This is a genomic window from Campylobacter sp. DY7 (assembly GCF_057802535.1).
The window spans coordinates 115,254-141,236 of record NZ_JBYJAU010000003.1 but is presented as its reverse complement, the minus strand read 5'-3'; the positions used below and the strand labels follow the sequence as shown (position 1 = coordinate 141,236).

At 29.7% G+C, this 25,983-nt stretch carries 21 protein-coding genes; 12 read left to right on the top strand and 9 right to left on the bottom strand.

The window, feature by feature from the left end; genetic code table 11:
* Positions 1-64 precede the first annotated feature (64 nt).
* Both aldA and traF read left to right on the top strand, forming a co-directional pair.
* Positions 65-1,507 carry an aldehyde dehydrogenase gene (gene aldA / locus AC1B00_RS03240; protein ID WP_488848069.1) on the top strand — a complete coding sequence of 481 codons (1,443 nt, stop codon included), beginning with the start codon at positions 65-67 and terminating at the stop codon, positions 1,505-1,507.
* 80 nt (positions 1,508-1,587) lie between these two features.
* Complete coding sequence (gene traF, locus AC1B00_RS03235) at positions 1,588-3,300, top strand: conjugal transfer protein TraF (RefSeq protein WP_488848068.1); 1,713 nt, start codon at positions 1,588-1,590, stop codon at positions 3,298-3,300.
* Here traF and AC1B00_RS03230 read toward each other — a convergent pair.
* Complete coding sequence (locus tag AC1B00_RS03230; protein ID WP_488848067.1) at positions 3,288-3,884, bottom strand: shikimate kinase; 597 nt, start codon at positions 3,882-3,884, stop codon at positions 3,288-3,290. The genes traF and AC1B00_RS03230 overlap by 13 nt on opposite strands.
* Entirely contained in the window at positions 3,881-5,215 is a 1,335-nt protein-coding gene (locus AC1B00_RS03225) for a class II 3-deoxy-7-phosphoheptulonate synthase (RefSeq protein WP_488848066.1), read from the bottom strand. Before AC1B00_RS03225 ends, AC1B00_RS03230 begins: the two co-directional genes overlap by 4 nt.
* Before the next feature lie 71 nt (positions 5,216-5,286).
* On the opposite strand from AC1B00_RS03225, the gene rarD reads away from it, so the two are divergent.
* The 7 genes from rarD (at position 5,287) to recG (ending at position 11,979) form a co-directional block, all read left to right on the top strand.
* Positions 5,287-6,153, top strand: a complete 867-nt coding sequence (rarD, locus tag AC1B00_RS03220) for an EamA family transporter RarD (RefSeq protein ID WP_488848065.1) — start codon at positions 5,287-5,289, stop codon at positions 6,151-6,153.
* A complete protein-coding gene (locus AC1B00_RS03215) occupies positions 6,146-6,589 on the top strand; it encodes a hypothetical protein (protein WP_488848064.1) in 444 nt (147 codons plus the stop codon). Before rarD ends, AC1B00_RS03215 begins: the two co-directional genes overlap by 8 nt.
* A gap of 1 nt (position 6,590) precedes the next feature.
* On the top strand, positions 6,591-7,073 hold the full coding sequence (locus AC1B00_RS03210; RefSeq protein ID WP_239818155.1) for a hypothetical protein: 483 nt from the start codon (positions 6,591-6,593) through the stop codon (positions 7,071-7,073).
* Position 7,074: 1 nt separating this feature from the next.
* The gene (locus AC1B00_RS03205) at positions 7,075-7,890 is read left to right on the top strand and encodes a fumarylacetoacetate hydrolase family protein (protein ID WP_488848063.1); all 816 of its coding nucleotides are present in this window, start codon (positions 7,075-7,077) and stop codon (positions 7,888-7,890) included.
* Positions 7,891-7,999: 109 nt separating this feature from the next.
* Positions 8,000-9,052, top strand: a complete 1,053-nt coding sequence (locus AC1B00_RS03200) for a dehypoxanthine futalosine cyclase (RefSeq protein ID WP_488848141.1) — start codon at positions 8,000-8,002, stop codon at positions 9,050-9,052.
* Complete coding sequence (locus tag AC1B00_RS03195) at positions 9,045-10,181, top strand: M16 family metallopeptidase (protein WP_488848062.1); 1,137 nt, start codon at positions 9,045-9,047, stop codon at positions 10,179-10,181. The genes AC1B00_RS03200 and AC1B00_RS03195 overlap by 8 nt, the downstream gene beginning before the upstream one ends.
* Positions 10,174-11,979, top strand: coding sequence for an ATP-dependent DNA helicase RecG (recG, locus tag AC1B00_RS03190; RefSeq protein ID WP_488848060.1), 1,806 nt, complete (start codon positions 10,174-10,176; stop codon positions 11,977-11,979). Before AC1B00_RS03195 ends, recG begins: the two co-directional genes overlap by 8 nt.
* Before the next feature lie 137 nt (positions 11,980-12,116).
* Here recG and nhaA read toward each other — a convergent pair whose 3' ends face one another.
* The 4 genes from nhaA to AC1B00_RS03170 all read right to left on the bottom strand — a co-directional run bounded on the left by nhaA (position 12,117) and on the right by AC1B00_RS03170 (position 15,588).
* The gene (gene nhaA, locus AC1B00_RS03185; protein ID WP_488848059.1) at positions 12,117-13,250 is read right to left on the bottom strand and encodes a Na+/H+ antiporter NhaA; all 1,134 of its coding nucleotides are present in this window, start codon (positions 13,248-13,250) and stop codon (positions 12,117-12,119) included.
* A 21-nt stretch (positions 13,251-13,271) separates the two neighbouring features.
* Positions 13,272-14,384, bottom strand: coding sequence for a glycerate kinase (locus AC1B00_RS03180; RefSeq protein WP_488848058.1), 1,113 nt, complete (start codon positions 14,382-14,384; stop codon positions 13,272-13,274).
* 75 nt (positions 14,385-14,459) lie between these two features.
* On the bottom strand, positions 14,460-14,840 hold the full coding sequence (locus AC1B00_RS03175) for a hypothetical protein (protein WP_488848057.1): 381 nt from the start codon (positions 14,838-14,840) through the stop codon (positions 14,460-14,462).
* Entirely contained in the window at positions 14,830-15,588 is a 759-nt protein-coding gene (locus AC1B00_RS03170; protein ID WP_488848056.1) for an exodeoxyribonuclease III, read from the bottom strand. The genes AC1B00_RS03175 and AC1B00_RS03170 overlap by 11 nt, the downstream gene beginning before the upstream one ends.
* Positions 15,589-15,645: 57 nt before the next feature.
* Here AC1B00_RS03170 and AC1B00_RS03165 point away from each other — a divergent pair, with 57 nt between their 5' ends.
* From AC1B00_RS03165 to AC1B00_RS03155, 3 genes are all read left to right on the top strand, one after another.
* Positions 15,646-17,163, top strand: a complete 1,518-nt coding sequence (locus tag AC1B00_RS03165) for a phosphoethanolamine transferase (RefSeq protein ID WP_488848054.1) — start codon at positions 15,646-15,648, stop codon at positions 17,161-17,163.
* A 224-nt stretch (positions 17,164-17,387) separates the two neighbouring features.
* Complete coding sequence (locus AC1B00_RS03160; RefSeq protein ID WP_488848053.1) at positions 17,388-18,335, top strand: tetratricopeptide repeat protein; 948 nt, start codon at positions 17,388-17,390, stop codon at positions 18,333-18,335.
* Positions 18,336-18,452: 117 nt separating this feature from the next.
* The gene (locus AC1B00_RS03155) at positions 18,453-23,780 is read left to right on the top strand and encodes an Ig-like domain-containing protein (RefSeq protein WP_488848052.1); all 5,328 of its coding nucleotides are present in this window, start codon (positions 18,453-18,455) and stop codon (positions 23,778-23,780) included.
* A gap of 46 nt (positions 23,781-23,826) precedes the next feature.
* On the opposite strand, the gene AC1B00_RS03150 is transcribed toward AC1B00_RS03155, so the two are convergent.
* Genes AC1B00_RS03150 through AC1B00_RS03140 form a run of 3 tightly spaced genes read right to left on the bottom strand, consistent with a single transcriptional unit; the run spans position 23,827 to position 25,935 of the window.
* Complete coding sequence (locus tag AC1B00_RS03150) at positions 23,827-24,375, bottom strand: DapH/DapD/GlmU-related protein (RefSeq protein ID WP_488848051.1); 549 nt, start codon at positions 24,373-24,375, stop codon at positions 23,827-23,829.
* Positions 24,372-24,806 carry a cyclophilin-like fold protein gene (locus tag AC1B00_RS03145; protein ID WP_488848050.1) on the bottom strand — a complete coding sequence of 145 codons (435 nt, stop codon included), beginning with the start codon at positions 24,804-24,806 and terminating at the stop codon, positions 24,372-24,374. Before AC1B00_RS03145 ends, AC1B00_RS03150 begins: the two co-directional genes overlap by 4 nt.
* Positions 24,772-25,935, bottom strand: coding sequence for an iron-containing alcohol dehydrogenase (locus AC1B00_RS03140; RefSeq protein ID WP_488848049.1), 1,164 nt, complete (start codon positions 25,933-25,935; stop codon positions 24,772-24,774). Before AC1B00_RS03140 ends, AC1B00_RS03145 begins: the two co-directional genes overlap by 35 nt.
* Positions 25,936-25,983: the final 48 nt, after the last annotated feature.

The window sequence follows — 25,983 nt, the reverse complement described above, 5'->3', positions numbered from 1 at the left end:
ATATACAAAAATTATTAATAAACCTTGATAAGATATTTCAAAATGATTTTTTAAAGGAGACATTATGAAAAGTTATCAAATGTATATTGATGGTGAGTTCGTACGCGAAAAAAGAGAAATGGCAGCTGTATATAATCCTGCTACAAAAGAGCAAGTTAGTGAATATCCACTAGGCACAAGAGAAGATGCTAAAAGAGCGCTTGAAGCAGCAAAAAGAGCAGGTAAAGAGTGGGAGGCACTTCCAGCTATTGAGCGTGCAGGATATCTTAAAAAAATAGCTCAATTAATTCGCCGTGATAGAGTAAAACTAGCTGATATTTTACAAGAAGAGCAAGGCAAGGTTAGAGGTTTAGCTGAGGTTGAGATTGATTTTGCGGCTGATTATTTAGACTATATGGCAGGATTTGCTAGAACTTATGAAGGCGAAATCATTCAAAGCGATAGAGCGAACGAAAATATATTTTTATTTAGAACTGCAATTGGTGTTACAACAGGGATTTTACCTTGGAACTTCCCGTTTTTCTTAATAGTTAGAAAACTTGCACCTGCGTTTGTTACAGGAAATACAATAGTAATTAAGCCAAGTAGCGAAACTCCAAATAACGCATTTGAGTTTGCAAAACTTGCTCATGAGGCTGGAGTTCCAAAAGGCGTTTTCTCACTTGTTAGTGGAAAAGGTAGTGAAGTAGGCGATGAGCTAAGCTCAAACCCACTTATAGGAATGGTAAGCGTAACAGGTAGCGTTGAAGCTGGAGTTAGGGTTATGCAAGCAGCTGCAAAAAATGTTATAAAAGTAAATCTTGAGCTTGGTGGAAAAGCACCTGCAATCGTTTGCAAAGATGCAAATATGGACTTAGTAATTCCTGCAATTAAAGCAAGTAGAATTTGCAATAACGGACAAGTTTGCAATTGTGCAGAACGCGTATATGTACATAAATCAAGATATGATGAGTTTATTAACAAAATGGCAGAAGAATTTAGCAAAATTACATTTGGAAATACTGCAAAAGGTAATTTTGATATGGGACCACTTATTAATGAAGCAGGGGTTAAAAATGCTGATGCAATGCTTAAACGCGCACTAGAGCAAGGTGCAAAATTAGAAGTTGGTGGCAAGATTACAGATACAAGTGGATACTTCTATCCTGCAACACTTTTAAGTAATGCAGACCACAAAAGCGATATTATGCAAAAAGAAATCTTTGCTCCGATTTTACCAGTAACAAGTTTTGATACTTTAGATGAAGCGATTGATATGGCAAATGATTGTGAATATGGCCTTACAAGTAGTATTTATACAGAAAATCTAAACACAGCGATGAGAGCTTGCCGTGAGATTAAGTTTGGTGAAACTTATATCAATCGTGAAAACTTTGAAGCTATGCAAGGATTTCACGCAGGATTTAGAAAGAGTGGCATAGGTGGTGCTGATGGTAAGCACGGACTTTATGAATACCTTGCAACTCATGTTGTTTATCTTGACTATAACACTAAGTTTAACGGCTAATATAAGGGGCTTAATGCCCCTAAAAAATTATAAATATGATTTGTTTTTTTATGTATAATATATAAAAAACAAGGATTATTATGAAAAAAATCACTTTATTTAGTTTAATTTGTGCTAATGCTTTGGCTTTGGAATTTATAGGCGTTGGTAATGATTCTATTAGTATGGGTTATGCAGGGGTTGCATTAAAGAACAATGATTATGCTTTATATTATAATCCATCTAGTATTATTTATACGAAAAATAGTATAAATTTTACTTTTGGTGCTAATTTTTATCAAAAGAATTTGTTAGAATTATCAAACATAAGCAAAGATACAAATAAAAATATAGAAAATAGCGTTAGTAAAATTAAGAATATTTTTACAATCTCTACTACTAGAGCTAGCAATGATAAATTTGGCAATATTGATTGCGTTATTGATGATTTTATAGCAAGAAATTTAAATAATAATAACGAAGATTTAAACCTTTTAGCAAACGCTTTTAATGATGAGAAAAATCATAATTCAAATTCTTTTGATGATACGATAATAAGCATTCAAGATAAATTATTGCAAGATAAAGGTCTAAATGATTTAATAAGACAAGAATTATTAATTTCTACAAATAATACTAGCGATGAATTAAATAATTTAGGTGTTGATAAAACTTTATTAGAAAATATTATAAATGATTATGATACTTCTAATGTTTTAGAAGTTATTAAAGTTTCAAAAGATGGTAATGCTAGTTTAGATGAATTATTATTAAGTATAGGAAATATAGATTTAAAAACATTTTTAGATAACAATACAACAAATGATTTAGATTTAATCTATAATGCTGTTTATGATAATGAAATAAATGCAAATATTATGAGTGCAATTACTTATAATCAAAGTTTAAGCTCTAATAGTGCTTTATCTTTAGGCGTGTTTAATGGCATTCATATTAATACTTATGCAGGTCTTAATTCTAATAAGAGTAGTTTGATTATTAAAGTAAAAGATAAAGATGAATTTGTTTATTTAAAACTATTTAAAATAGGCGATAAATTATATGCTAGTAGCGTTAGTGAGAGTGAATATTTAAATAATTCAGCCTTACAAAAAGGGGTGAAAAATCCTTTAAAGGCAACAACTTTAATGATAACAGAAGTGCCTATTGCTTATGCTAATAGTTTTGCATTGCCTTTTGGAGAATTAAGCGTTGGGGCTAGTTTTAAATATATGAATATTAAAGCTTATTCTATAAATAAAGGCATAGAACTTGATATTAATGGAATAAACTCAAGTGATTTAAATATAAGAAAAGATTTAAATAACGCAAGGACTACAAATACAATAGGGCTTGATTTTGGTCTTTTATATAGTTATGAAGATTTTAGCACAGGTTTAGTGATTAAAAATATAAATACACCTAAGATAAAATTTCATAATAATGAATATATAAGATTAAATCATCAGATAAGATTAGGCTTTGCTTATATGTATGATAAATATACTTTTGCTTTTGATAGTGATTTAACTTCTAATAATACTTTATCAATTAGAAAGCCAAAATCTCAACTTTTAGGTGGCGGTATCAAATATAATTTTAATGATAGTTTTAATTTAAGGGGCGGATTTGCTTATGATCTTAAAAAAGATGAAGGCTTAATTTTAACCACTGGATTTAATTTATTTAATGTATTTGATTTAGCACTTGCAAGTGGCTTAAAATCAAGCAAGTGCGATAAAGACGTATGTAAAGTATCTAGCCAAATTCCTAATTATTTTGATTTAAGACTAGCTTTTAGTTATAGTTGGTAATTCATTTTAATTTTAGGATTTAGTTTAAATTTATCTTTTTTAATAGGCTTTGCTTTACGATTTGCATTTGGCTTTATAAAAGCCTTTCTAACATCGTTTGTGATATTTGTGCCTAAAAAAATTTCTAAAATCTTAGCAAGTTCTCTTGCTTTTAGATTTAAAATATTTACTTTTATATCACAAGCGTTGTTATAAAGCGGCATTCTTTTATCGTAAAGTAGCTTTGCCTTTTCATCAAATAATGGGCGTTTTGTATCGTTTTTTAGTCTATTTGCGATTTTATAAAAACTAAGGTCTAAAAACACTACAAAACCCATTTTTCTTAAATCTTGTAAATTAGCAAAACCCCCACCGCAAGAGATGATTAAATCACTTTTAGTGGCTAATTCATCTCTTAATTCCTGTTCTAAATTCCTAAAATATTCTTCGCCATATTTAGCAAAGATTTCTTTAATCTCAAGCCCTGTTCTTTGTTTTATTACATAATCAGTATCAACTACTTCTTTTTTAATAATTTTACTTAATCTCCTTGCTGTTGTGCTTTTACCACAGCCCATAAAACCTATTAGAACAATGTTTTTCATTTTTGCTTCATTAATTCAGCTATTAAAAATGCAAGTTCAAGCGCTTGATCAGCATTTAATCTAGGATCGCACTGAGTTTCATAGCGTCTTGCTAAATCACTTTCGCTAACTCCAACACTACCACCTAAGCATTCGGTAACATTTTGTCCTGTCATTTCAAAATGAACGCCACCTGGATTTATATTATTTGCTCTTGCAATATGCCAAAATGCCTTTACTTCATCTAAAATATCATCAAATTTTCTAGTCTTATAGCCATTTATACTTTGAGTATTTCCGTGCATTGGGTCTATGCTATAAACTATATTTCTTTGCTCTTTACTAAGTTCTTTAAAGATATTTTCAAGATTTTTAATCTTACTTGCACCCATTCTAATAATTATATTAAGTCTTCCTGCTTCATCTTGCGGATTTAGCTTATCAGCAAGTGTAAGTATATCGCTAGCGCTTGCATTTGGTCCTATTTTTACGCCTATTGGATTTTTTACTCCACTTAAAAAATGAACATGAGCGTCATCAAGCCCACGAGTTCTTTCGCCAATCCAGAGCATATGAGCCGAACAATCATAATAAGCACCACTTAAGCTATCAATTCTAGTAAGTGCTTCTTCATAAGGTAAAAGCAATGCTTCATGGCTTGTATAAATCTTTGTTTCATGTAATCTTGAATCATTTAAGCTAGTAATTCCACAAGCTTTAAAAAAATCAAGCGCTTGAGTTAGTCTTTGTGTAAGTTCAGCGTATTTATCATCAATATCAGCACGTCTTACGAAGCCTAAATTCCACTTATGAACTTGAGCTAAATCAGCAAGTCCACCTACGCTAAATGCACGAAGTAGGTTAAGTGTTGCAGAACTTTGCATATATGCTTTTAGCATTTTTTTTGCTTTTGGTTTTCTTGCACTTTCACAAAATGCACAATCGTTTATAATATCTCCACGATAGCTAGGCAAACTTATTCCGTCTTTATTCTCAAAATCAGAGCTTCTAGGCTTTGCAAATTGTCCTGCCATACGAGCGATTTTTACTACCTTTTTTGACCCACCAAATTGTAAAACCAAAGCCATTTGTAAAAAAAGTTTAAACAAATCTCTAATATTATTTGCACTAAAATCGCTAAAACTCTCAGCACAATCTCCACCTTGAAGTAAAAATGCTTCCCCCCTGCAAACTGCTGCTAATTCGTTTTTTAGCTCATTTGCTTCCATTGCAAAAATTAAAGGTGGATATGATTTTAATTCATTTACCACATTTTCTAATTCTTCTTTATTTTCATAAACAGGTTGCTGAAGTGCTTTATAATTTTTGTATGAATCTAGCGACCAAGTCATTGTTTCTCCTTTTTTATTTTGATAAACTATGATTATATGAGATAAGTTTTACATTTTAAGGAACAATTTTAATGAATTATGGATTTTTTGTAGCTTTTATTGTTTTTACTTTTTGGGGATTAGTTCCTATTTTTTATAAACAACTTGATACTCTTGATGCCTTTGTTGTAATGTCGCATAGAATTATTTGGTCTGTTATTTTTCTAGCTATATTTTTAATAATTATAGGGCAATTTAAAAAAGCTTTAAGTGAATTAAAATCTTTAAAAATGGCTATTAATTTATTTCTTTGTGGGGCTTTAATTAGTGGAGATTGGGGTCTTTATATTTATATGATTCAAAAGAATTTGATTTTGGAAACTTCTTTGGGTTATTTTATTAGCCCTTTGTTTGGGATATTATTTGCTAGAGTATTTTTAAAAGAAAAAATGAGTAAATTAGGAATAATTAGCATTGCTTTGGTTTTGTATTCATGTTTACATGAAGTATTTACTTTAGGAAGTTTGCCAATACTCTCAATCACTTTAGCTTTGCTTGTTAATTTTTATACCATAATTCGTAAAAAAGTATATGTTAGTAGTATTTATGGCTTTTTTCTTGAAACTTTATTAATAACTCCTTTTGCTTTAATATATTTATTTTATATTCCAAGAACTTTAGCTCATTTTGATATTGATTATTTAGGATTATTATTAGCTCTTAGTGGGCTTGTAACTTTACTGCCTATGTTAGGATTTAATTATGCAACGCAAAAATTAAGCCTAACCTTGCTTTCATATATGCAATATATTTGCCCGATAATTTCTTTTTTAGTTGCTATTTTTTTATACAATGAGCCAATAAATCAAGATAAATTAATATCATTTATTATAATTTTTATTGCAGTTGCTTTAAGCATTTATGATAATGTTTTTAAAAAAGGGTTGAAAAATGGATGAATATGGACTTTATATAATAGGCACTATTATAGTAATTGCTATTTTTGCAGCAATTTTAAAAAAAGTTTTAGCCGAGCTTGATAAACATGGAGATTTTGTAAGAAAGGAAGTTGTAAAAACTCCTAATTTTACAAAAGAAGAAGTGCTTAGTTTAATTAATAACGAAAATGAAAAATGTGCCTTGCTTTGCGAAAGTTTAGAAGAAATCTTTAATAAATATGCAAATTTAATGCCTGAAAATGATAAGCAAAAAGCTTTAGCTTTAATTTCAGTCTTAAATAATATTAAAACTTTAGCTAGTGATGAATTAAAAGATAAATTATTAAATCTTTTACCAGAATTTGAAGAATGTGTTAAAAAATCTTTAGGCGAAGAAAAAGCTAAAGAATTTTTTGAACTCTCAGCTGCAAAATATAATGAAATTTTTAAGGATTAAAATGAAAGAATTATTAATAAATAAGCTTTTTAAATTTTCAAATGAACCCGTTAAGTTTTTAGATTTAGTAGAAGCTAATTTGCTTTATAATGAAGGAATGCTAATTGACCCTGCTAAGCTTCATTTTAAGTTTAATTATTTTAATACTTATTTTATATATTTTATTTTTTGTTTTATTGTTCTTGCTCCGCTTACATTAGCAACTCATTTTTTATTTGAAAAAATTGATTTTCACTTTAGTATTTTAAGTGCTGTTTTTGTAACTTCTGCTATTTTTATATGCTTTGATATTTTTAAAATTTATACTAGAAAAATAGCAAGCCTAAAACAAATAAAAGCAGCTTGGCAACTTCACTTGCCGCATTTTGAATATGATAAATATAATTTAGTTTTAGTAGAAATTTATACAAAAGCAAAAGAACAAAACATTCCAAAAACAAAATTAGAGCAATATATTTTAGAAAATCTAGTAAAAAGGGGTTAAAATGAAATTAATTAGATTTATTAAAGATAATGTTGTTTATCATGGGCATTTAGGAGATAATGGTAAGGTTGGATATTTTAAAAATTATACTTCTTATTTTGATAAATTAGACTTAATTGAAGATGCTTTTATGTTAAGTGAAGTTAAATTACTTGCACCTATTAAAGCTCCTTATCAAGATATTATTTGCTTAGGAATTAATTATCTTGAACACGCAAAAGAAAGCTACGCTTTTAAAGGTGTTGAGTTTGATGGCAAAAGAGAAGAAGCAGTGTATTTTGCAAAAAGAGTAAATGAGTTTTCAAATCCATTTGACATACTTGATATAAAAGGCGAAAAATTAGATTATGAATGCGAACTTGCATTTATACTTAAAAAAGATGCTTATAAATTAGATGATAATTCTAATTTTGATGATTATATTCTAGGTTATACTATTTTAAACGATGTTAGTGAAAGAGCAATTCAAAACAAACACAAGCAATGGTATATGGGAAAAAGCTTAGCTAATTCTTGTCCATTTGGTAGCTTTATAAATACCGATTTAAGTATAAAAGAAGCTAGTAATTTAAAAATAGAATGCTTTGTAAATGATGAATTAAGACAAAGTTCTAATACAAATCTTTTAATTTTTGATATTCCTTATATTTTAAAAGAATTATCAAATTATACAAAGCTAAAAGCAGGAAGTATTATTAGCACAGGAACGCCTAGTGGAGTAGGAATGGGCTTTAATCCTCCTAAGTTTTTAAAGAGTGGGGATAAAATTGAATGTAAAATTGAGCGTCTTGGCTCATTAATAAATTATATAAAGTAAGGATAATATGAACGCAGCATTACTAAGTAAAAAAATAAATACAAACTATAAAACAACAGCTTATGAAATCCATAAGGATTGGGAAAATCCTTATGCTCCAAAGGGCGTAGTGCCTAGAATTAGCAAAGCCGAAGCGCTTAATTTATTGCAAAATTGTGATTTAGCTACTTTAGGACAAATTGCTTTTGGTGTAAAAAGAAAACTTCATCCAAATAAACTTACAACCTTTGTAGTTGATAGGAATATTAATTACACAAATATTTGTTTAGTTGATTGTAAATTTTGTGCTTTTTATCGTCATGCAAAGGATAGTGATAGTTATATTTTAAGTTATGAAGAAATAGGCACAAAAATTGAAGAATTACTTGCAATAGGTGGCACTCAGATATTATTTCAAGGTGGGGTTCATCCAAAGCTTGATATTACTTGGTATGAAGAATTGTTAAAATATATAAGCACAAATTATCCTAGCATTACAATTCATGGTTTTAGTGCAGTTGAGATTGAATATATTGCAAAAATTAGCAAAATTAGCACAAAAGAAGTTTTATCTAGAATGAGCGATGCAGGGTTGTTTTCAATTCCTGGAGCTGGAGCTGAGATTTTAAGCGATAGAGTAAGAGATATCGTTGCACCTAGTAAGTGCGATACTGCTACTTGGCTTAGAATTCACAAAGAAGCTCACGAATTAGGCTTACTTAGTAGTGCTACGATGATGTTTGGACATATTGAAAGTGATGAAGAAATAATTGAACATTTAGATTATTTAAGAAATCTTCAAGATATTACTGGTGGTTTTAGAGCCTTTATTTTATGGAGCTTTCAAGGAAAAAATACGAGATTAAAGGCTGAAAATCCAAACCTAATGCATGCAAGTTCAAATCGCTATTTAAGATTATTAGCAATATCAAGAATTTATCTTGATAATTTTGCAAATATTCAAAGCTCTTGGGTTACTCAAGGCTCAATGATAGGACAACTTGCATTAAAATTTGGAGCAAATGATTTAGGCTCAACTATGATGGAAGAAAATGTTGTTGCAGCTGCAGGTGCAAAATATAGAATGAATGAAGAGCAAATGATAGAATTAATCCGTGATATAGATGAAATTCCAGCGAAAAGAGACACAGCATATAATATTTTGGAATATTACAATGAATAATTTTATACATTTAAAAACTAATGATGATTTAGTTTATTTAAGCATAAACTATCCAAATTACGGAAGAATTAAAAACAATGCAAACGCAATGGCTGCTGAGTTTTTTTATAACGAGAGTTTAGATGATGAGTTTTATATAAAACTTGAGCAAAAGGCTATAGAAATTACTGCTAGTGCTAATTTTTTTGATTTTACATTTGATTTAGTATGCCTTAAAAAAGAGCTAAAAACTTGCTTAAAAGCTTTTAAAACTATGTTAAATTATGATGATTTTAAAAATTATGATTTGATTAAATATAAGATAAAAAATTATTTTTTAATTCATCTTCAAGAATACGATAATCTAGCAAAGATGAGATTATACGAAAATTATTTTCAAGCAGATTTTAAAAATGATAAATTTGGAGATTACGAAAATCTAAATGAAAAGGATTTTAAAGAATACATAAAAAATTTTCAAAATCAAACTAACAAAATCGTAATAAGTGCAAATTTAGATGAAGCAGAATTAAAAGAAATTAAAGAGCTTTTAAATGTAGGTAACTCAACTTATGAAAGCTTAAAAACAAATGAGAGCTTTTATAAAGAAGAGAGCAAAAACATTTCTCAAGCATTTGTTAGATTTATCTCAAGTGTTGAGATTAATTCGCTTAAGCAAAGAGCTATAATTGGGCTTACTAGCTATGTTTTAGGCGGTGGCTTTGGCTCAAGAATTACCGAAGAAATAAGGGTTAAAAGGGGCTTAGCGTATTCGGCTTTTGCCTTTTTTACTGCATTTAAGAAAAACTTTTTAATTCAAGGCTATTTACAAACTAAAAACAAAAGCAAAGATGAAGCGATTAAGATAGTAAAAGCTGAGTTTGCTAGATTAATTAGTGATGGAATTAGCGAAGATGAGTTTAAAAAGGCTAAAGAATTTTTAGTAGGTAGTGAGATTTTAAAATACGCAACCACTCAAAATAGACATTTAATAGCTTGTAGTGAGTGTTTTAATGATTTAGCGCAAGGCGAGTTAAAACAAATTACTCAAATTATAAAAGATTTAAAATTATGTGAATGTAATGAATTATTAAAATCACAAACTTTAATAAATAATTTAAGTTTTTATGTAATTAGTGGCAATGAATAAAGATTTAGAAAAATTAGCTTGTAAGGATTTAATAGATTTAGCGCTTTTAATGCCTAAAAAATTTGATGATTTAAGGCTAAATGATGCACCTATTTTAAATGAATTAAATTGCACAAAAGTAGTTATAAAATCTAAAAAACAATTAGCCGGCAAAAGGCTTACATGTATTGCGTATTCATATAATTGGGAATGCGAATGCACTGTTACCATATTTAATGCAAGACCTTTTCATAATGCCTTATTTGCTATTAATAAAGAGCTACTTATTTATGGAAGATTAAATGATTTTGCTGGGCTTTTGCAATTTGTTAATCCAAAAATAATCAAAAATAGTGGAGAAATCACTGCAAATTATATGATAAAAGGCGTAAGTGATAAGAGTATTAGCGAAATTAAAAAGAAATATTTAAATTACGAGAGCCTAAAAGCTTATGATTTATTAGATGAGCATATAAAATTGCTTTTAACAATGAGCGAAAACTCAGCAGATGCAATGCTTTTGCTAAATAGCGATGAATTAAATGAATGCTTAAAATTCGTTGAGATTTTTCATCATATTAGAAGACTAAATGAAACTTATAAAAATGATACTTTATATAAAAAACTTAAAACTCATGATATAAATAAATGGCTAAAAAGCTTGCCATTTAGCCCTACAAACGATCAATTAAAAGCTATATTAGATATTAAAAGTGATTTAGAAAACGCAAAGCATAAAATTAGAATTATAATGGGAGATGTTGGCTGTGGAAAAAGCTTAGTGATTTTTGCAGCAGCTTTAATGACTTATCCAAATAAAGCTATTTTAATGGCTCCAACGAGTGTTTTAGCCCAACAACTTTATGAAGAAGCCAAAAGACTTATGCCAGGATTTGTAAAAATCTTGCACTTTAGTGGGACTAAAACAAAATTTATGCAAGATGAATTACAAGATGCAAATTTTGTAATAGGAACTCATGCTTTGCTTTGGGCTGATATTGGCGATGCAAGTTTGGTTATGATTGATGAGCAACAAAGATTTGGCGCAAAACAAAGAATGAGATTAAAAGAACTTGCAACTACAAATGATATAAATCCACATTATATAGAGTTTAGTGCTACGCCGATTCCACGAACTACGGCGTTAATTAATAGTGATATTTATAGTTATTCATTCATAAAAGAGCTACCTTTTAAAAAAGAAATTGAAACAAAGCTAATTACGATAGAGCAAAGCAAGGAGTTATTTAATCATATAAGAATTGAAAACGAAAAAAACCATCAAGCAATAATCGTATATCCTTTAATAGAAGAGGGTAAAACCAACACTTATAAGCCACTTGAAAGCGTTATACCTTACTATGAAAAGCATTTTAAAAATGTTTATTATACGCATGGCAAGGATAAAGAAAAGGATAATGTATTAAGCGAATTTGCTTTAAAGGGCGATGTATTGCTAAGCACTACGATTATTGAAGTTGGAATTTCTTTGCCTCGCCTTAGTATTATCGTAATTGTTGCACCTGAGCGATATGGTTTATCAACTCTTCATCAGCTTCGTGGAAGGGTTGGAAGAAATGGGGTTAAGAGTTATTGTTATTTGCTTAGCAAGAATGATTTTAGTGATAGGCTAATAGAGTTTAGCAAAACTCTTGATGGATTTAAAATAGCTGAAATTGATTTGGCAAATCGTAAAAGTGGTGATTTGATTGATGGAGATTATCAGCACGGAGCTAGCTTTAAATACTTTGATGAAACAAGCGATAGTGAAATTTTACAAAAAGCAAAAGAATATATTCATAAATTACAAGATAAATAAAACTTCAAATTCCTATTTTAAATTCTTTAAAAAATCGTGGAATTTGAAATAGAAATTTGCTTTAGCAATGATTAAAATAAATTATAAGTAATATAAAATTAAGTTCCTAATTCAAGAATTTGAATTAGGAATTAGGTTTATTTGCTAATAAATCTTAGCCAGATATAGCCAAGCACGGCTGAGACAAAAGAAGCGCTTAATATGGCTAGTTTTGCACTATTAAATAATTCAGGTGTGTTTTCAAATACAAGTGTATTTATAAAAAAGCTCATAGTAAAGCCAATGCCTGTAAGTATGCAAACGCCATATAATTGCAATTTATTTGATGGTAATTTAAAGCCAAATTTAGAAGCAATTAATACAAAGCTAAAAACTCCTAATTGCTTACCTACAAAAAGTCCTAAAAATACTCCAAAAAATACAGCATTAAAATCATTTAAGCTCAATCCACTTACTAAAACTCCCGCATTAAATAATGCAAATAATGGCAAGATAAGATAATTTACATAAGGGGTTAAATCGTGCATAATATGTTCTAAAAATTCTTTATTATCTTTAGTTTTTAGTGGGATAAAAAATGCACACGCCATTCCAGCTAGTGTTGCATGAACGCCACTTTTTAGAACACAAACCCAAATAAAAATACCAACAATTACATAAAGACTTTTTATGCAAATATGTAAGTAATTTAGCACTAATAAAACCGCTAAACCACAAGTTGCTAAGCTAAGGCTTAAAATACTCAAATCATTCGTATAAAATAAGGCGATTATGATAATTGCAGCAATATCATCAAATATCGCAAGGCTTAGTAAAAACAAGGTTAAAGATTTTGGAATACGATTTCCTAAAAGCAGTAACACTCCTAAAGCAAAGGCAATATCCGTTGCAGTTGGTATTGCAAATCCTTGCAGTGCAAAGCTATCGTTAATATTTATAAAGCTATAAATTAAAGCAGGTACAATCACTCCGCCTAAAGCCGCTATTAAAGGTAAGCTCGCTGCTTTAAAATTGCTTAATTCACCTATTAAAATCTCTTTTTTAACCTCAAGTCCTACCCAGAAGAAAAATATAGCCATAAGCCCATCATTTACCCATAAAGTAAGTGGTTTTATGAGATTTAAATCACCAAAAATTACCCCAGCTTTATAATTTGTAATAAGTTCGTAAAATCCATTCAAGCTAGAGTTTTTAAGCACAAGTGCTAATATTGCCATAAAAATTAGCAAACACGGAGCAAAAAGCTCATGAGTTATAATTCTTTTCAACATTTACTCTCCTTGTTATAAAAATTATTTTTTATCAAGAAAAGTTTGCAAAACTCTTAACGAAAGCTCATTTAAGCATTTATATGCTATATCATTGTCCATTAATTCATTTTTTGTTTTATTTGGATATTCATTTGTTAAGGAAAAACAATTTTTAAAATCGCTCTTATTAATTCCACAAAAAATTATTAAATCTTTTTTATAAATTTCGCATAAATTATTTATAGAGCCAATTACCTTTCCCATCATGCTCTGCTCATCAAATGCTCCTTCGCCTGTTATTACAAGGCTTGAGTTTTTGACATTTTCTTCTAAATTTAAAAGATTTTTAATATACGAAAATCCGCTTTCAAATTCCGCATTCAAAAAGGCTTTAAAGCCAAAGCCAAGCCCTCCAGCAGCACCCATTCCTTCTAAAAAAGCAAAATCATTTTTAAAATATTTTTCACAAATAAGGGCAAAATTTCTTAAGCCTAAATCTAGTAATTTTATTTCTTCATCATTTGCGCCTTTTTGTCTTGCATAGACAAATGCTGCACCATTGCTTCCATAAAGCGGATTTACCACATCACAAGCTATTTTAAAGCTACAATTTTTTAATTCTTTTAAGACATTTTTATCATTTATGTTTTTTATTTTTATTAGATTTTCTCCGATAGGTAAAAGCTCATTATTAAACTCATCTAAAAACTTATATCCTAAAGCACTTAGCATTCCTATTCCAGCATCAGTGGTTGCTGAGCCACCAATTCCTATTATAAATTCCTTCGCGCCTTTTTTAATCGCATCTTTTATAGCAATGCCAAGTGATTTCGTGCTAGTTTTGCAAGGATTTTTCTCATCTTCGCTAAGTTGTGCAAGTCCTGCAAACTCAGCCATTTCAAAAAATGCTCTTGTATCCTTTAAAAGATAGTAACCATTATAATCTCTTTTGCCATAGGCGTTTTTTAGCTTTAAATAAATTTTATCAGCATTTAAATTAGAATTAATACTTTCTAAAAAGCCTTCTCCACCATCAGAAATAACATAAGATTTATAAGCAATGTTTAGCTTTTTACAAGCATTAGATATAGCTTCGTTAGCTTCGTTTGAGCTAAGAGAGCCTTTAAAACTATCGCAGATTATTAAAGCGTTCATTTTTTAATCCTTTTTAAAATAAAAAATATAAGCAAAAAGCTAAAAAACAATGTAGCAGCAATATCTAGCAAAAACTCATTCATAATAAAGCTCCGTTTTTTTAGGTAGCATAAGTGTATTATCGGTATATTTTAGATATTTTAATTTTAAAGCATAGATTTCATGTTTTAATGCAAATCTTGCTTGTTTATATGCACTTAGATAAAGCGATTTTTGAGTTTCATTTGCTTTTAACAAAACTCCTTGAATAGAAACGCCTTTTATAGGATTAGTTGAATAAATTGCAGCCGAGCTAATCTCGTTTAATTTTATATGCCTTGATTTAGGCGATGAGATGAAAAGCAAAGCTTCGTTGCTTTCATCATAAACATAAAAAACACTAGCACTATAAGGCTCATTTGTTGATATTATGCAAACATTATTGCTCTTTAAAAATTCATTAATTTTATATTTCAATATCAATTCCAACAGGGCAATGATCAGATCCCATCACATCGCTTAAAATAAAGGCATCTTTTAAATAAGGAACTAAATTATTTGATATGAAAAAATAATCAATTCTCCAACCAACATTCCTACTTCTAGCAGCTGCTCTGTAACTCCACCACGAATACTTTTCAGGAATATCTCCATTTATATGTCTAAAAGTATCAACAAATCCAGCATCAAGCAATCTATCAATCCACTCACGCTCAATTGGTAAAAATCCACTTGTTTTTTCATTTACTTTTGGATGAGTTAAATCTATTGGGCGATGTGCTGTATTTACATCTCCACAGATTATGATTTTTTTGCCATCTAATAATATTTTTTTTAAATATTCTAAAAAATCATCATAAAATTTCATCTTGTATTCAAGTCTTTCATCACCGCTTTGTCCGTTAGGAAAATAGATATTAAATAATACAATATCTTTAAACCTATGCTCTAAAACTCTTCCTTCATCATCAGGGAAAAACTGAGCTAGATTAGTTTCACAATCAAAGTTTAAAAAACTCATAACACCAGAATATCCAGCTCTTTTAGCTGAGTTTGATTTAATATCTTTAAAACCTAATTTATCTAAATCTTTTGGAAATTTATCAGGACTTGCTTTTATTTCTTGAATACCTAAAAAATCAGTTGGGTATTTTTCTAAAAACGAAAAACCATCTTTATCATAAATTGCTCTTAAACCATTAACATTCCACGAAATTAATCTCAAAACTATTCCTTAAATTTACTTATTTATAATGCTAAAAACTATACAAAAAGGTAGTAAATGCTAAGACTAAATCCCATATTATTTAATTTTATTTTAAGTTTATATATATTTTTTATGAATTATTTTTCTATGCTTAATTTTTTATCAAGCAAGATAAATGATTATGTATTTTTATTAATTTCTTATGCAATTTTCTTTTTGCTTATATTTTTAGCTATTAATATTTTATGTTTTTTTAGATTTTTTGCATATTTCTTTTATGTTTTATTGGTAATTAGCACGGGATTTGCTATGTATTTTGTAAGCACTTATGGTGTAGTAATTGATACTATTATGATTCATAGCTTATTTGCTACTGATATTAAAGAAGCTAATGATTTTTTATCTTGGCATTTTTTTGTATTTATATTTTTAAGCGTAGTTTTACCATTAATATTATTAAAGTTTTTAAGAATTAAAGCAGATTGTAAAAAATCTCAATTGCTTATGATTTTAATAAATACCATTGCTTTATCAGGAATATTGTTTGCTAGTTCAAAAACCCTTATACCTTTTTTAAGAGCAAATGATATTATTAGGTATTACAATGTTCCTTTTTATCAATTTTATTCAAGCTATAAATTAGCAAAAATGTATTTTACTCCTAAAAAAGAGCTACAAAAAATAAGCCTTGATGCAAAAATGAATGATGATAATGTAAGTAAAACTTTTATTTTAGTAGTTGGTGAGACTGCAAGGGCTAAGAATTATTCTTTAGGCGGATATGCTAAAAATGATACTAATTTTTATACTAAAGATTTGGGAGTTCATTATTTTTCTAATTTTTCATCTTGCGGGACCGCTACGGCTCAGTCTTTACCTTGTATGTTTTCAATTCATAATAGAGTAGATTTTTCTAAAACTGAAAATTACGAAAATGTTTTAAGTGTTTTAAAACGCTTCATAGATGTTTATTGGCTTGATAATAATACAGGCGGGTGCAAAGGCGTTTGCAACGGAATAAAATCAATTATAAAAGCAAAAGATTATGATGGTTGGTTAGTTGATAGTGCTAGTGAATTATTAGCAAATAAAAAAGATAAAAATACTTTAATAATAGTGCATTTGCAAGGTTCTCATGGGCCAAGCTATTATTTAAGATACCCAAAAGAATTTGAAAAATTTAAGCCTATTTGTAATACAAATAAACTTCAAGAATGTAATGAAGAAGCTTTATATAATACTTATGATAATACCTTGCTTTATACTGATTATTTAATTTCTAAATTAATTAAGCTTTTAGAAAAAGATAATGCAGATAAAAAAGCTTTATTTTATTTAAGCGATCATGGAGAGAGTTTAGGCGAAAATGGGTTTTATTTACACGGAATGCCGTATTATTTAGCACCGAAAGAGCAAATTCAAATTCCAGCAATTTTGTGGATGAATTATGAATATGTAAATAAAAATAAGTTAGCTTTTGATTTATCTCAAGATAATTTATTTAGCACTTTGTTAGGATTTTTTAATATTTCTACAAAAGATTATAAAAATAATTATGATTTATTTAATGATAATTTAGAAAATAATTTATAGAAAATATAAAAATTATAAAATTTTATAAAATTTTTATTTACTTTAATATTATTTTAATAATTTGTTGTATATAATTATGCATTCCTTGTTTTTAAAAAGGGTTGCTAAAAATAATCGTTAATCATTTTTCAACTATACTCCTAAATGCAGCCCTTTTTTTATTCTTTTTAACATTTACGATTTTTTCTTATTATTTCCAAATATTAACTTTTTAAAGGAGATTTATGAAGAAATTATTGTTATTTTTATGTGTTTTAGCTTATGCTGATTTGTATGATACAAAAGATTATGCAAAAGCTTATCCTGTATTAAAAAAAGAATGTAATAAAGACAACGCTAATTCTTGCTACAAATTAGGAAAAATGAATGAGTTTGGCTTAGGAACTGGGATTTCTTATTCTTATGCTTATAAATATTATAAAAAATCTTGTGACTTAAATAATAAAGAAGCTTGTGGAGAGCTTGGAAAAATGTATTATTTAGGTTTAGGGGTTGAAAAAAATATCAAAAAAGCAAATGAATTATTAGAAAATGCTTGTAAAAATGATGTTTATAGTGCTTGTGATTCTTATGCTTATTTACAAAAAACAGAATATAAAGTATTTAAACAAGATGAGTTATTAAAAGCTTGTAATGGTGGAATAGCAAGTTCTTGTGTTGAGATTGCTGATAAAATAAGCCCTATTCAAGGAATAGATTTGTATTTAAGAGCTTGTGGTTTAGGAGATGATTTAGCTTGTCAAATGGCTGCTAATTGGTATATTACTTCTCAAGCAGTAAATAATAAAATAGCTAATTTTTCAGAATTAAGCGATAAAGAATGCAAAAATAATAATTATAAAGCTTGCAATTCAATTGCTAATGTTTATAGAAATTTAAACAATATAGAAAAAGCTAAAGAATATTATGATTTAGCTTGTAAGTTAGACGATAGTAATTCTTGCTCTAGCTTAGCAGTTATTCAAGAACAAAGCAAAGAATTTGAATTAGGAATTAAGAATTACGAAAAAGCTTGTGATTTAAAAGATTCTTATTCATGCGCTAGACTTGGATTTATGTATAAAGAAGGCTTAAAAGATAATGATAAAACATACATAAAAGAAAACGCTTCAAAATCTAAAAAATATTTTAAACAAGCTTGTGAGTTAGGAAATACTAGAGTTTGTGAATAAAAAAAGGGCAAATAAGCCCTTTTTTAAAAAATTATTCAAAATTGCACCTTAGGGAAACAATAAAATTAATACAACTTCGTTAAATTTTCTTCGTTTTACAATTAACAAGGAGAAAATATGGCAGAAGCTGGAAAAATTATTAAATTAACAGGCGATGTTAAAGCTGTTAATGAACTTAGTGAAAAGTCACTAAATTTAGGAGATATAGTATTATTAAACGATACTATTAAAACAATCGGAGAAAATGCTAGTGTTGATATAGAACTTAGCAGTGGCAGAGTTTTACACATAGCAGGCGATAATGTTGCTAAATTAGATAAGAGTATTTTATCAAATGATAGCTTTGAAAATGAAGCTGCAATTGATGATAAAATCAATAGCTTAATCAATAATATAGTAAATAATAATGGCGAAATTGAGCTTGATGCAACTGCTGCAGGTGATGCAGGTGCGACTACTGCAACAGGAACTTTAAATGATGTGGTATTTGCACAATCAGGTAGCGAGAGTGAAGTTTATGCAGATGTTTTATCAAGAGAAGTTGATGGGACAATTATTACTACAAACAATACAATAAATGGTGTAAATTTAGAGCAAGTTGCTGAAGAAGTAGCTAACGTTGTTATACCAGAAACTAAACCTGAAGAAAAACCAGAAGAAGGCAATGGTGAAGATATAACAAATCCTGACAATGGCAATAATAATCCTGAAGAAGGTAATGGAAATAACACTCCGGAAGAAAAACCAGAAGAAAAACCAGAAGAAGGAAACGGAAACAATCAACCTGAAGAAGGTAATGGCGATAATAATCAACCAGAAACTAAACCAGAAGAAAAACCTGAAGAAGGCAATGGCGAAGATATAACAAACCCTGACAATGGCAATAATAATCCTGAAGAAGGTAATGAAAATAACACTCCGGAAGAAAAACCTGAAGAAGGAAACGGCAACAATCAACCTGAAGAAGGTAATGGTGATAATAATCAACCAGAAACTAAACCTGAAGCAGTAAATGCTAATATAAATGTAGATATATTTGATAACAAAGGTTCAAATATTGAAAACACAATAAACAATAATAAAGAAATAATAATTAGTGGAACAATAAATCCTATTGATGCTAATGGCAATAAAGTTGAAATCAATACAGATAAAGTAACTATTACTATTAATGGCGATAAAGTAAGTGCTACAATCAATCCAGATGGCTCATTTACAATTAATTATGCTCCAAATAAAGATGGAGAAATTAAAGTTGAAGTTAGTTATGATTTAGGAAATGGTAATGTTGTTAAAGGAGAAACTAATACAATAGTAGATATTACAGCTCCTGAGATTACAGATTCTAAAGCAGAAGTTGTAGATGATAACATAGTAATATCAGGTAAAACAGAGCCTGAAGCAACAATTACTGCTCCAAATGGAGATAAAGTAGTAGCAGATAAAGATGGTAATTTTGAAATTACTATTCCAAATAACGGCGATAATAAAGTAGAAATTAGTGTAACTGATAAAGTTGGTAATACTAATGAAAATACAACTACAATAGATGTAATTCAACCTGAAGTTAAACCAGAAGCTCCATTGTTTGATAACCTAATCATTACAGAAATCAACGGAGATGAAACTGTAAGCGATGACTTAGCTAAAGTTGATAGCGATAAATTAGTAATCAATGGTAAGCTTGAAAACTTCACAGGTAAAGCAGGTGATTATGAGTTTAATATTACAAGCAATATCATAGGAAGTGATTCAAATAGCACTAAAGTTATAGCTAAAGTTGATGAGAATGGAAACTTCACATTTACACTAGATACAAATGTAACTACAAATGATCAAGGTGCTATTAGAGTTGAGTTTGATGGTAAAACTGATACAGTAAGAGTTGAAAGTGTTGCAACTAAACCAGAAGAGCCAGCAGATACAGAAGCACCTGTAATTAGTGGTGTAACAGCAACTCCAACTGAAGATGGTAAATTTGTAATAGAAGGAAATACAGAGCCAGATGCAGTAGTAACAATTACTAAACCTGATGGAAGTAAAGAAGAAGTTAAAGCTGATGCTAATGGTGATTTCAAATTCGAACTTGACAATGTAAAAGATGGCGATAAGTTTGACTTAGTTGCAAGAGATGAAGCAGGTAATGTAAGTAATAGTGTTGATGTAGTAGCATCTATTCCAAATACAGAAACTCCGGAAGAGCCAGTAAATCCTACATTTGACAGTCTAATCATTACAGAAATCAACGGAGATGAAACTGTAAGTGATGACTTAGCTAAAGTTGATAGCGATAAATTAGTAATCAATGGTAAGCTTGAAAACTTCACAGGTAAAGCAGGTGATTATGAGTTTAATATTACAAGCAATATTATAGGAAGTGATTCAAATAGCACTAAAGTTATAGCTAAAGTTGATGAGAATGGAAATTTCACATTTACACTAGATACAAATGTAACTACAAACGATCAAGGTGCTATTAGAGTTGAGTTTGATGGCAAAACTGATACGGTAAGAGTTGAAAGTGTTGCAACTAAACCAGAAGAGCCAGCTGAGATAAATGTAGAACTTACTTACAAAGATGGTAGCTTAGTAAATGCAAATGATACTATTAAAGATACTATTATAGTTAAGGGTGAAGTAAGTGGTATTCCAGATGGAACAAAACTTATTATTTCAATAAGTGATAGCCCTTATGATGGTGCAGGTATAGGAACCGTAGAAGTAGTTAATGGTAAATTTGAATTACCTTTCACTCCTGAGCAAGGTATTGAGGGTAAATTTGTTATTTCTGCATTTAATAAAGATTATGGTAGCAGTATGACTGTAGAATTTAACATTGATACAAAAGCACCTGTTTTAGAAGAAATCACAGGAACACCACAAGAAGATGGAAGTTATGTTGTAAGTGGTAAAACAGAGCCAAATACAACTGTTATTATTAACGGCAAAGAAATAACTTCAGATGCAAATGGAGAGTTTAATTTAAGTCTTGATAATGTATCTAATAAGGATAAAATAACAATTGAAGCAGTAGATAAAGTAGGAAATAAATCAAGTTCAGAACTAATAGCTGGCATTGTTGAGATTCCAAGCAATGGAATGAAAGTAACAATCTACACAGGTAACGAAGGTGAAAACGGCTATACAATAGATGGTCAAACACAAAGACAAAGTGGAGAAAGTGAAACAGATAGAACCCCTACATTTGTTGGAGAATTTAATGGCAAAGGCTTACAATCAGTATTAGTTAATATCTCTAATGAAAAAGGAGAGCTAGTAGCTACAAGAGAAGTATTTGCAATGGATGGTAAGTTTATATTCACAGCAGATTTAGAGTGCAATAAATTTGGCGATTATACTTATAGCTTTGTAGTATTTGGTTCTGGTATAAAAGGCGAAGTAGTATTTGGTTATGTTGATAATCAAGTAAGCAGTGATAATAATGACAATGCAAATAATGGTAATACCGATAATAATCAAGGAAGTAGCAATGGTGGTATTATTAATATTGAAAAACCAGAAGTTCCAAGCGTTGAAAACAAACTAAATGTAAAAGTTTATGAAGGTGATGAAACAGGAGCATTCAATAATCTAAAAGAATTAGCAAATGGTGGCAATACTTATGATACAACTCCAACATTTATTGGAAATAGTGGTGCAGCTAATGATACTATTTTAATTGCTATTGAAAAGATAGATGGACCAATAGGAACAGCTGGTTGGAAAGATTTGGGTATTGTTTTAACTGATGAAAATGGCAACTTTAGATATACACATAGCTTTACAAATGTATTAGAAGCTAATGCATGGGAAAGTGGAACTTATAAAGTTTCTTTAGTAAGTAATGCAACAGGTGCTAAACAAGAGTATACATTTACAATTGTTCCAAATCTAGAAAACGACAATACACAAGATAACACTACAAATGATGCTATGAAAGTAACAATCTACACAGGTAACGAAGGTGAAAACGGCTATACAATAGATGGTCAAACACAAAGACAAAGTGGAGAAAGTGAAACAGATAGAACCCCTACATTTGTTGGAGAATTTAATGGCAAAGGCTTACAATCAGTATTAGTTAATATCTCTAATGAAAAAGGAGAGCTAGTAGCTACAAGAGAAGTATTTGCAATGGATGGTAAGTTTATATTCACAGCAGATTTAGAGTGCAATAAATTTGGCGATTATACTTATAGCTTTGTAGTATTTGGTTCTGGTATAAAAGGCGAAGTAGTATTTGGTTATGTTGATAATCAAGTAAGCAGTGATAATAATGACAATGCAAATAATGGTAATACCGATAATAATCAAGGAAGTAGCAATGGTGGTATTATTAATATTGAAAAACCAGAAGTTCCAAGCGTTGAAAACAAACTAAATGTAAAAGTTTATGAAGGTGATGAAACAGGAGCATTCAATAATCTAAAAGAATTAGCAAATGGTGGCAATACTTATGATACAACTCCAACATTTATTGGAAATAGTGGTGCAGCTAATGATACTATTTTAATTGCTATTGAAAAGATAGATGGACCAATAGGAACAGCTGGTTGGAAAGATTTGGGTATTGTTTTAACTGATGAAAATGGCAACTTTAGATATACACATAGCTTTACAAATGTATTAGAAGCTAATGCATGGGAAAGTGGAACTTATAAAGTTTCTTTAGTAAGTAATGCAACAGGTGCTAAACAAGAGTATACATTTACAATTGTTCCAAATCTAGAAAACGACAATACACAAGATAACACTACAAATGATGATATAATTGTAGATAGTGGAAACAACCAAGGAAGCAGTAATGGCGGTATTATTAATATTGAAATACCTTCACATAATGATGGACAAGCTCATAGCATAACAATTGATGAGAATATATACTATCAATTCAATAATCTAAGTCCATTAGAAAAAATAAATGGCTATGATACGGAGCATGCTCCAGCTATAAAAGGAAGTGCAACTCCTGGAATGGATGTTTTAGTTTATCTAATCAATGAAACTACAGGAGAAAAAGTTTATACTCAATTTAAAGTTTCACAAAGTGGCGAGTTTGATATATCACTTGGTGGAGAAGCTGGTAATTCATATCACTATGAAATTTATGAAAGTGTTGAATGCAAGCCAGTAGGAGAGCCAGCTGTAAGCCATTCGTTTAATGTAGTAAAACAAAATAGCTTTATAGAATTTGATAAGGGTATTTTAAGTGCTGATGAAGGTCTTAATATTCCTGAAATTAAAAACGAAGCTAATAAAAATGCAGAAAATGAAGTTAAAGTTGATGATATCCTAGATACACAAAAAGATATCTTTAATGAAACAATCAGCCAAGCTGGTAAAGTGCAAGAAGGTTATATTAACATTAGCCTAAGCGCATACGATGTAGCTTCTAAAGAGCTTACGCAAATTGATGAATTTAACAAAATTAATCATCACTCTTAATTAACTTAGGGTCTAGCAATAGACCCTAAACTTAAAATTATTAAAATCAATTTCCTAATTCAAATTCTTTTATCTTTTTAACACATTTTGCAGGCACTCCTGCTACTACGCTAAACTCTTCTACATCTTTTGTTACAACCGAACCAGCCGCTATTATAGAGCCTTTGCCTACTTTTACACCTTGAAGTATAGTTGCGTTTGAGCCTATCCATACATCATCTTCTATCACTACGCTTTTTAGTATCATATTTGCACGATTTTTGGGCTCTTGCTCGTGATTTATGGTAGCAATCACAACATTATGACCTATTAAGACATTATTTCCTATAAATATCCCGCCTTGGTCTTGAAATTTACACCCGCTATTTATGAAAACATTTTTGCCTATTGTGATATTTTTGCCACAATCTGTGTAAAAAGGTGGAAATAGCACAAAGCTTTCATCTATATTTTTACAAGTAAGCTTAGAAAAAAGTTTGTTTAGCTCCTTTGGTTCGTGATATTTTGAGTTGATTTTAGCTGTGATTTTTAGTGCGGTTTGTGCTTGTTCATGCATTAGTTTATGCTCACTTGAGTTTGCTTGAATGTATTTCATTTATCCTCCTTTACATAAAACCTTGCGTTTATTTCGCCTTTTCCTAAAAGCTTTTTAAGCTCATCTTCACTTATATTTATAATTTTGCCAAGCTTAGTAAAGTTCCATGAATTATCATCATAATAAATCACCAAATAATTAGCATTATATAAAATCACATCAAGTGCTTTAGCCTTAAAAAACTTATCGTTTATAGGAAGCTTTTGGCTAAGCTTTCCCACCTTTTCAAACCCACCATAATCACTCATGATTATTTTTTCATCGCCACTTTTTACTAAATCATAAAAAGCCCTTGCAGATGAGTTTTGCTCAAGCTTGATTTTTAGCTCCACATTATTTATCTTTACATAAACAAAACCACTAAACATAAACCAAATTCCTATCAAAACCACGCTTTTACAAGCTATTTTTAAGCACCAAAGCAATCTCATTTGCATCTAATTCCTTATATCCACCATTTAAAATAAAGGTATTTTTCACCACTTCGTCTATTAAGTTCTCATCTAAAATACCCTTTAAGTTTATACTAAGTCCTAGCTCACACATCCACTCACGCATAGCTTTTAGCCCATTTAAAGCGACCTTTAAATCATCTTCATCATCGCTTATGCCCCAGACATTTACGGCAAATCTTTTAAACTTTGAAACATTATAAGGCAATATATATTCATAATAAGCAAGGCTTATGGCACTTAGACTTTCTCCGTGCGTTGCATTTGTTACGCCGCCTATTGCTTGACCTATCATATGCACCATCCAATCCCCGCTTTTAGCACAATGAATTAGCGTATTTAGTGCTAAAGTGCTAGCCCATGCTATATTGCTTCTTGCTTCATAATCATTTGGATTTTTGATAGCTTTTTTGCTAGCAACGATGATTGAACGCATAAGCCCTTCAGCCACATAATCACTCACATTATCAAAATCATCAGAAAAATACTGCTCGCAAATATGATTAAACGCATCATAAATCCCATTTACCATTTGGTATTTACTAAGGGTTAGCGTATATTTTGGATTGATGATTGAAAACTTTGGAAAAACTCTTCTATTTTGAAAAACTTTGCCTATTTTTTGATGAGTTTGCTCGTTTGTAATAACGCTTCCACCATTCATCTCAGAGCCAGTCCCACACATAGTAAGCACACAGCCAAGTGGCACTACATCGCATTTTGGCTCAGATTGATTTATAAAATACTCTTGCCAAAAATCCCCATCATAATTTATACTAGCAGCCAAAGCCTTAGAATAATCACACACCGAGCCACCACCCAAAGCAAGTATAAAATCAGCCTTAAAAGCTCTAGCTATCTTTACTCCCTCTTCAAGCTTTTTTAAAGTTGGATTTGGCATAACATTATCAATATAAGCTATGTTTTTATCAAGTTTTTTTAAAACTTCATTTACTTCATCAAAAATGCCGTTTTTAACTACCGAGCCACAGCCATAGACTAAAACCACATTTTTACCATAATTTGCAAGCTCTAAAGATAAATTTGCCTTTACTTCATCGCCAAAATATATTTTGGTAGGGTTATGAAATATAAAATTGTTTATCATTTTTTCTCCTTTAAAATGCTTTTGTGATTTTACTTTTAATTTTTAGAA

Excerpts from the sequence above, each read along its gene's own strand:
- nhaA (WP_488848059.1), bottom strand. The coding sequence starts at position 13,250 with ATGTTGAAAAGAATTATAACTCATGAGCTTTTTGCTCCGTGTTTGCTA.
- AC1B00_RS03225 (WP_488848066.1), bottom strand. The coding sequence starts at position 5,215 with ATGACTTGGTCGCTAGATTCATACAAAAATTATAAAGCACTTCAGCAA.
- AC1B00_RS03165 (WP_488848054.1), top strand. The coding sequence starts at position 15,646 with ATGCTAAGACTAAATCCCATATTATTTAATTTTATTTTAAGTTTATAT.
- AC1B00_RS03180 (WP_488848058.1), bottom strand. The coding sequence starts at position 14,384 with ATGAACGCTTTAATAATCTGCGATAGTTTTAAAGGCTCTCTTAGCTCA.
- AC1B00_RS03230 (WP_488848067.1), bottom strand. The coding sequence starts at position 3,884 with ATGAAAAACATTGTTCTAATAGGTTTTATGGGCTGTGGTAAAAGCACA.
- AC1B00_RS03210 (WP_239818155.1), top strand. The coding sequence starts at position 6,591 with ATGAAAGAATTATTAATAAATAAGCTTTTTAAATTTTCAAATGAACCC.
- AC1B00_RS03160 (WP_488848053.1), top strand. The coding sequence starts at position 17,388 with ATGAAGAAATTATTGTTATTTTTATGTGTTTTAGCTTATGCTGATTTG.
- AC1B00_RS03195 (WP_488848062.1), top strand. The coding sequence starts at position 9,045 with ATGAATAATTTTATACATTTAAAAACTAATGATGATTTAGTTTATTTA.
- aldA (WP_488848069.1), top strand. The coding sequence starts at position 65 with ATGAAAAGTTATCAAATGTATATTGATGGTGAGTTCGTACGCGAAAAA.
- AC1B00_RS03155 (WP_488848052.1), top strand. The coding sequence starts at position 18,453 with ATGGCAGAAGCTGGAAAAATTATTAAATTAACAGGCGATGTTAAAGCT.
- AC1B00_RS03145 (WP_488848050.1), bottom strand. The coding sequence starts at position 24,806 with ATGAGATTGCTTTGGTGCTTAAAAATAGCTTGTAAAAGCGTGGTTTTG.
- rarD (WP_488848065.1), top strand. The coding sequence starts at position 5,287 with ATGAATTATGGATTTTTTGTAGCTTTTATTGTTTTTACTTTTTGGGGA.
- recG (WP_488848060.1), top strand. The coding sequence starts at position 10,174 with ATGAATAAAGATTTAGAAAAATTAGCTTGTAAGGATTTAATAGATTTA.
- AC1B00_RS03215 (WP_488848064.1), top strand. The coding sequence starts at position 6,146 with ATGGATGAATATGGACTTTATATAATAGGCACTATTATAGTAATTGCT.
- AC1B00_RS03140 (WP_488848049.1), bottom strand. The coding sequence starts at position 25,935 with ATGATAAACAATTTTATATTTCATAACCCTACCAAAATATATTTTGGC.
- AC1B00_RS03205 (WP_488848063.1), top strand. The coding sequence starts at position 7,075 with ATGAAATTAATTAGATTTATTAAAGATAATGTTGTTTATCATGGGCAT.
- AC1B00_RS03150 (WP_488848051.1), bottom strand. The coding sequence starts at position 24,375 with ATGAAATACATTCAAGCAAACTCAAGTGAGCATAAACTAATGCATGAA.
- traF (WP_488848068.1), top strand. The coding sequence starts at position 1,588 with ATGAAAAAAATCACTTTATTTAGTTTAATTTGTGCTAATGCTTTGGCT.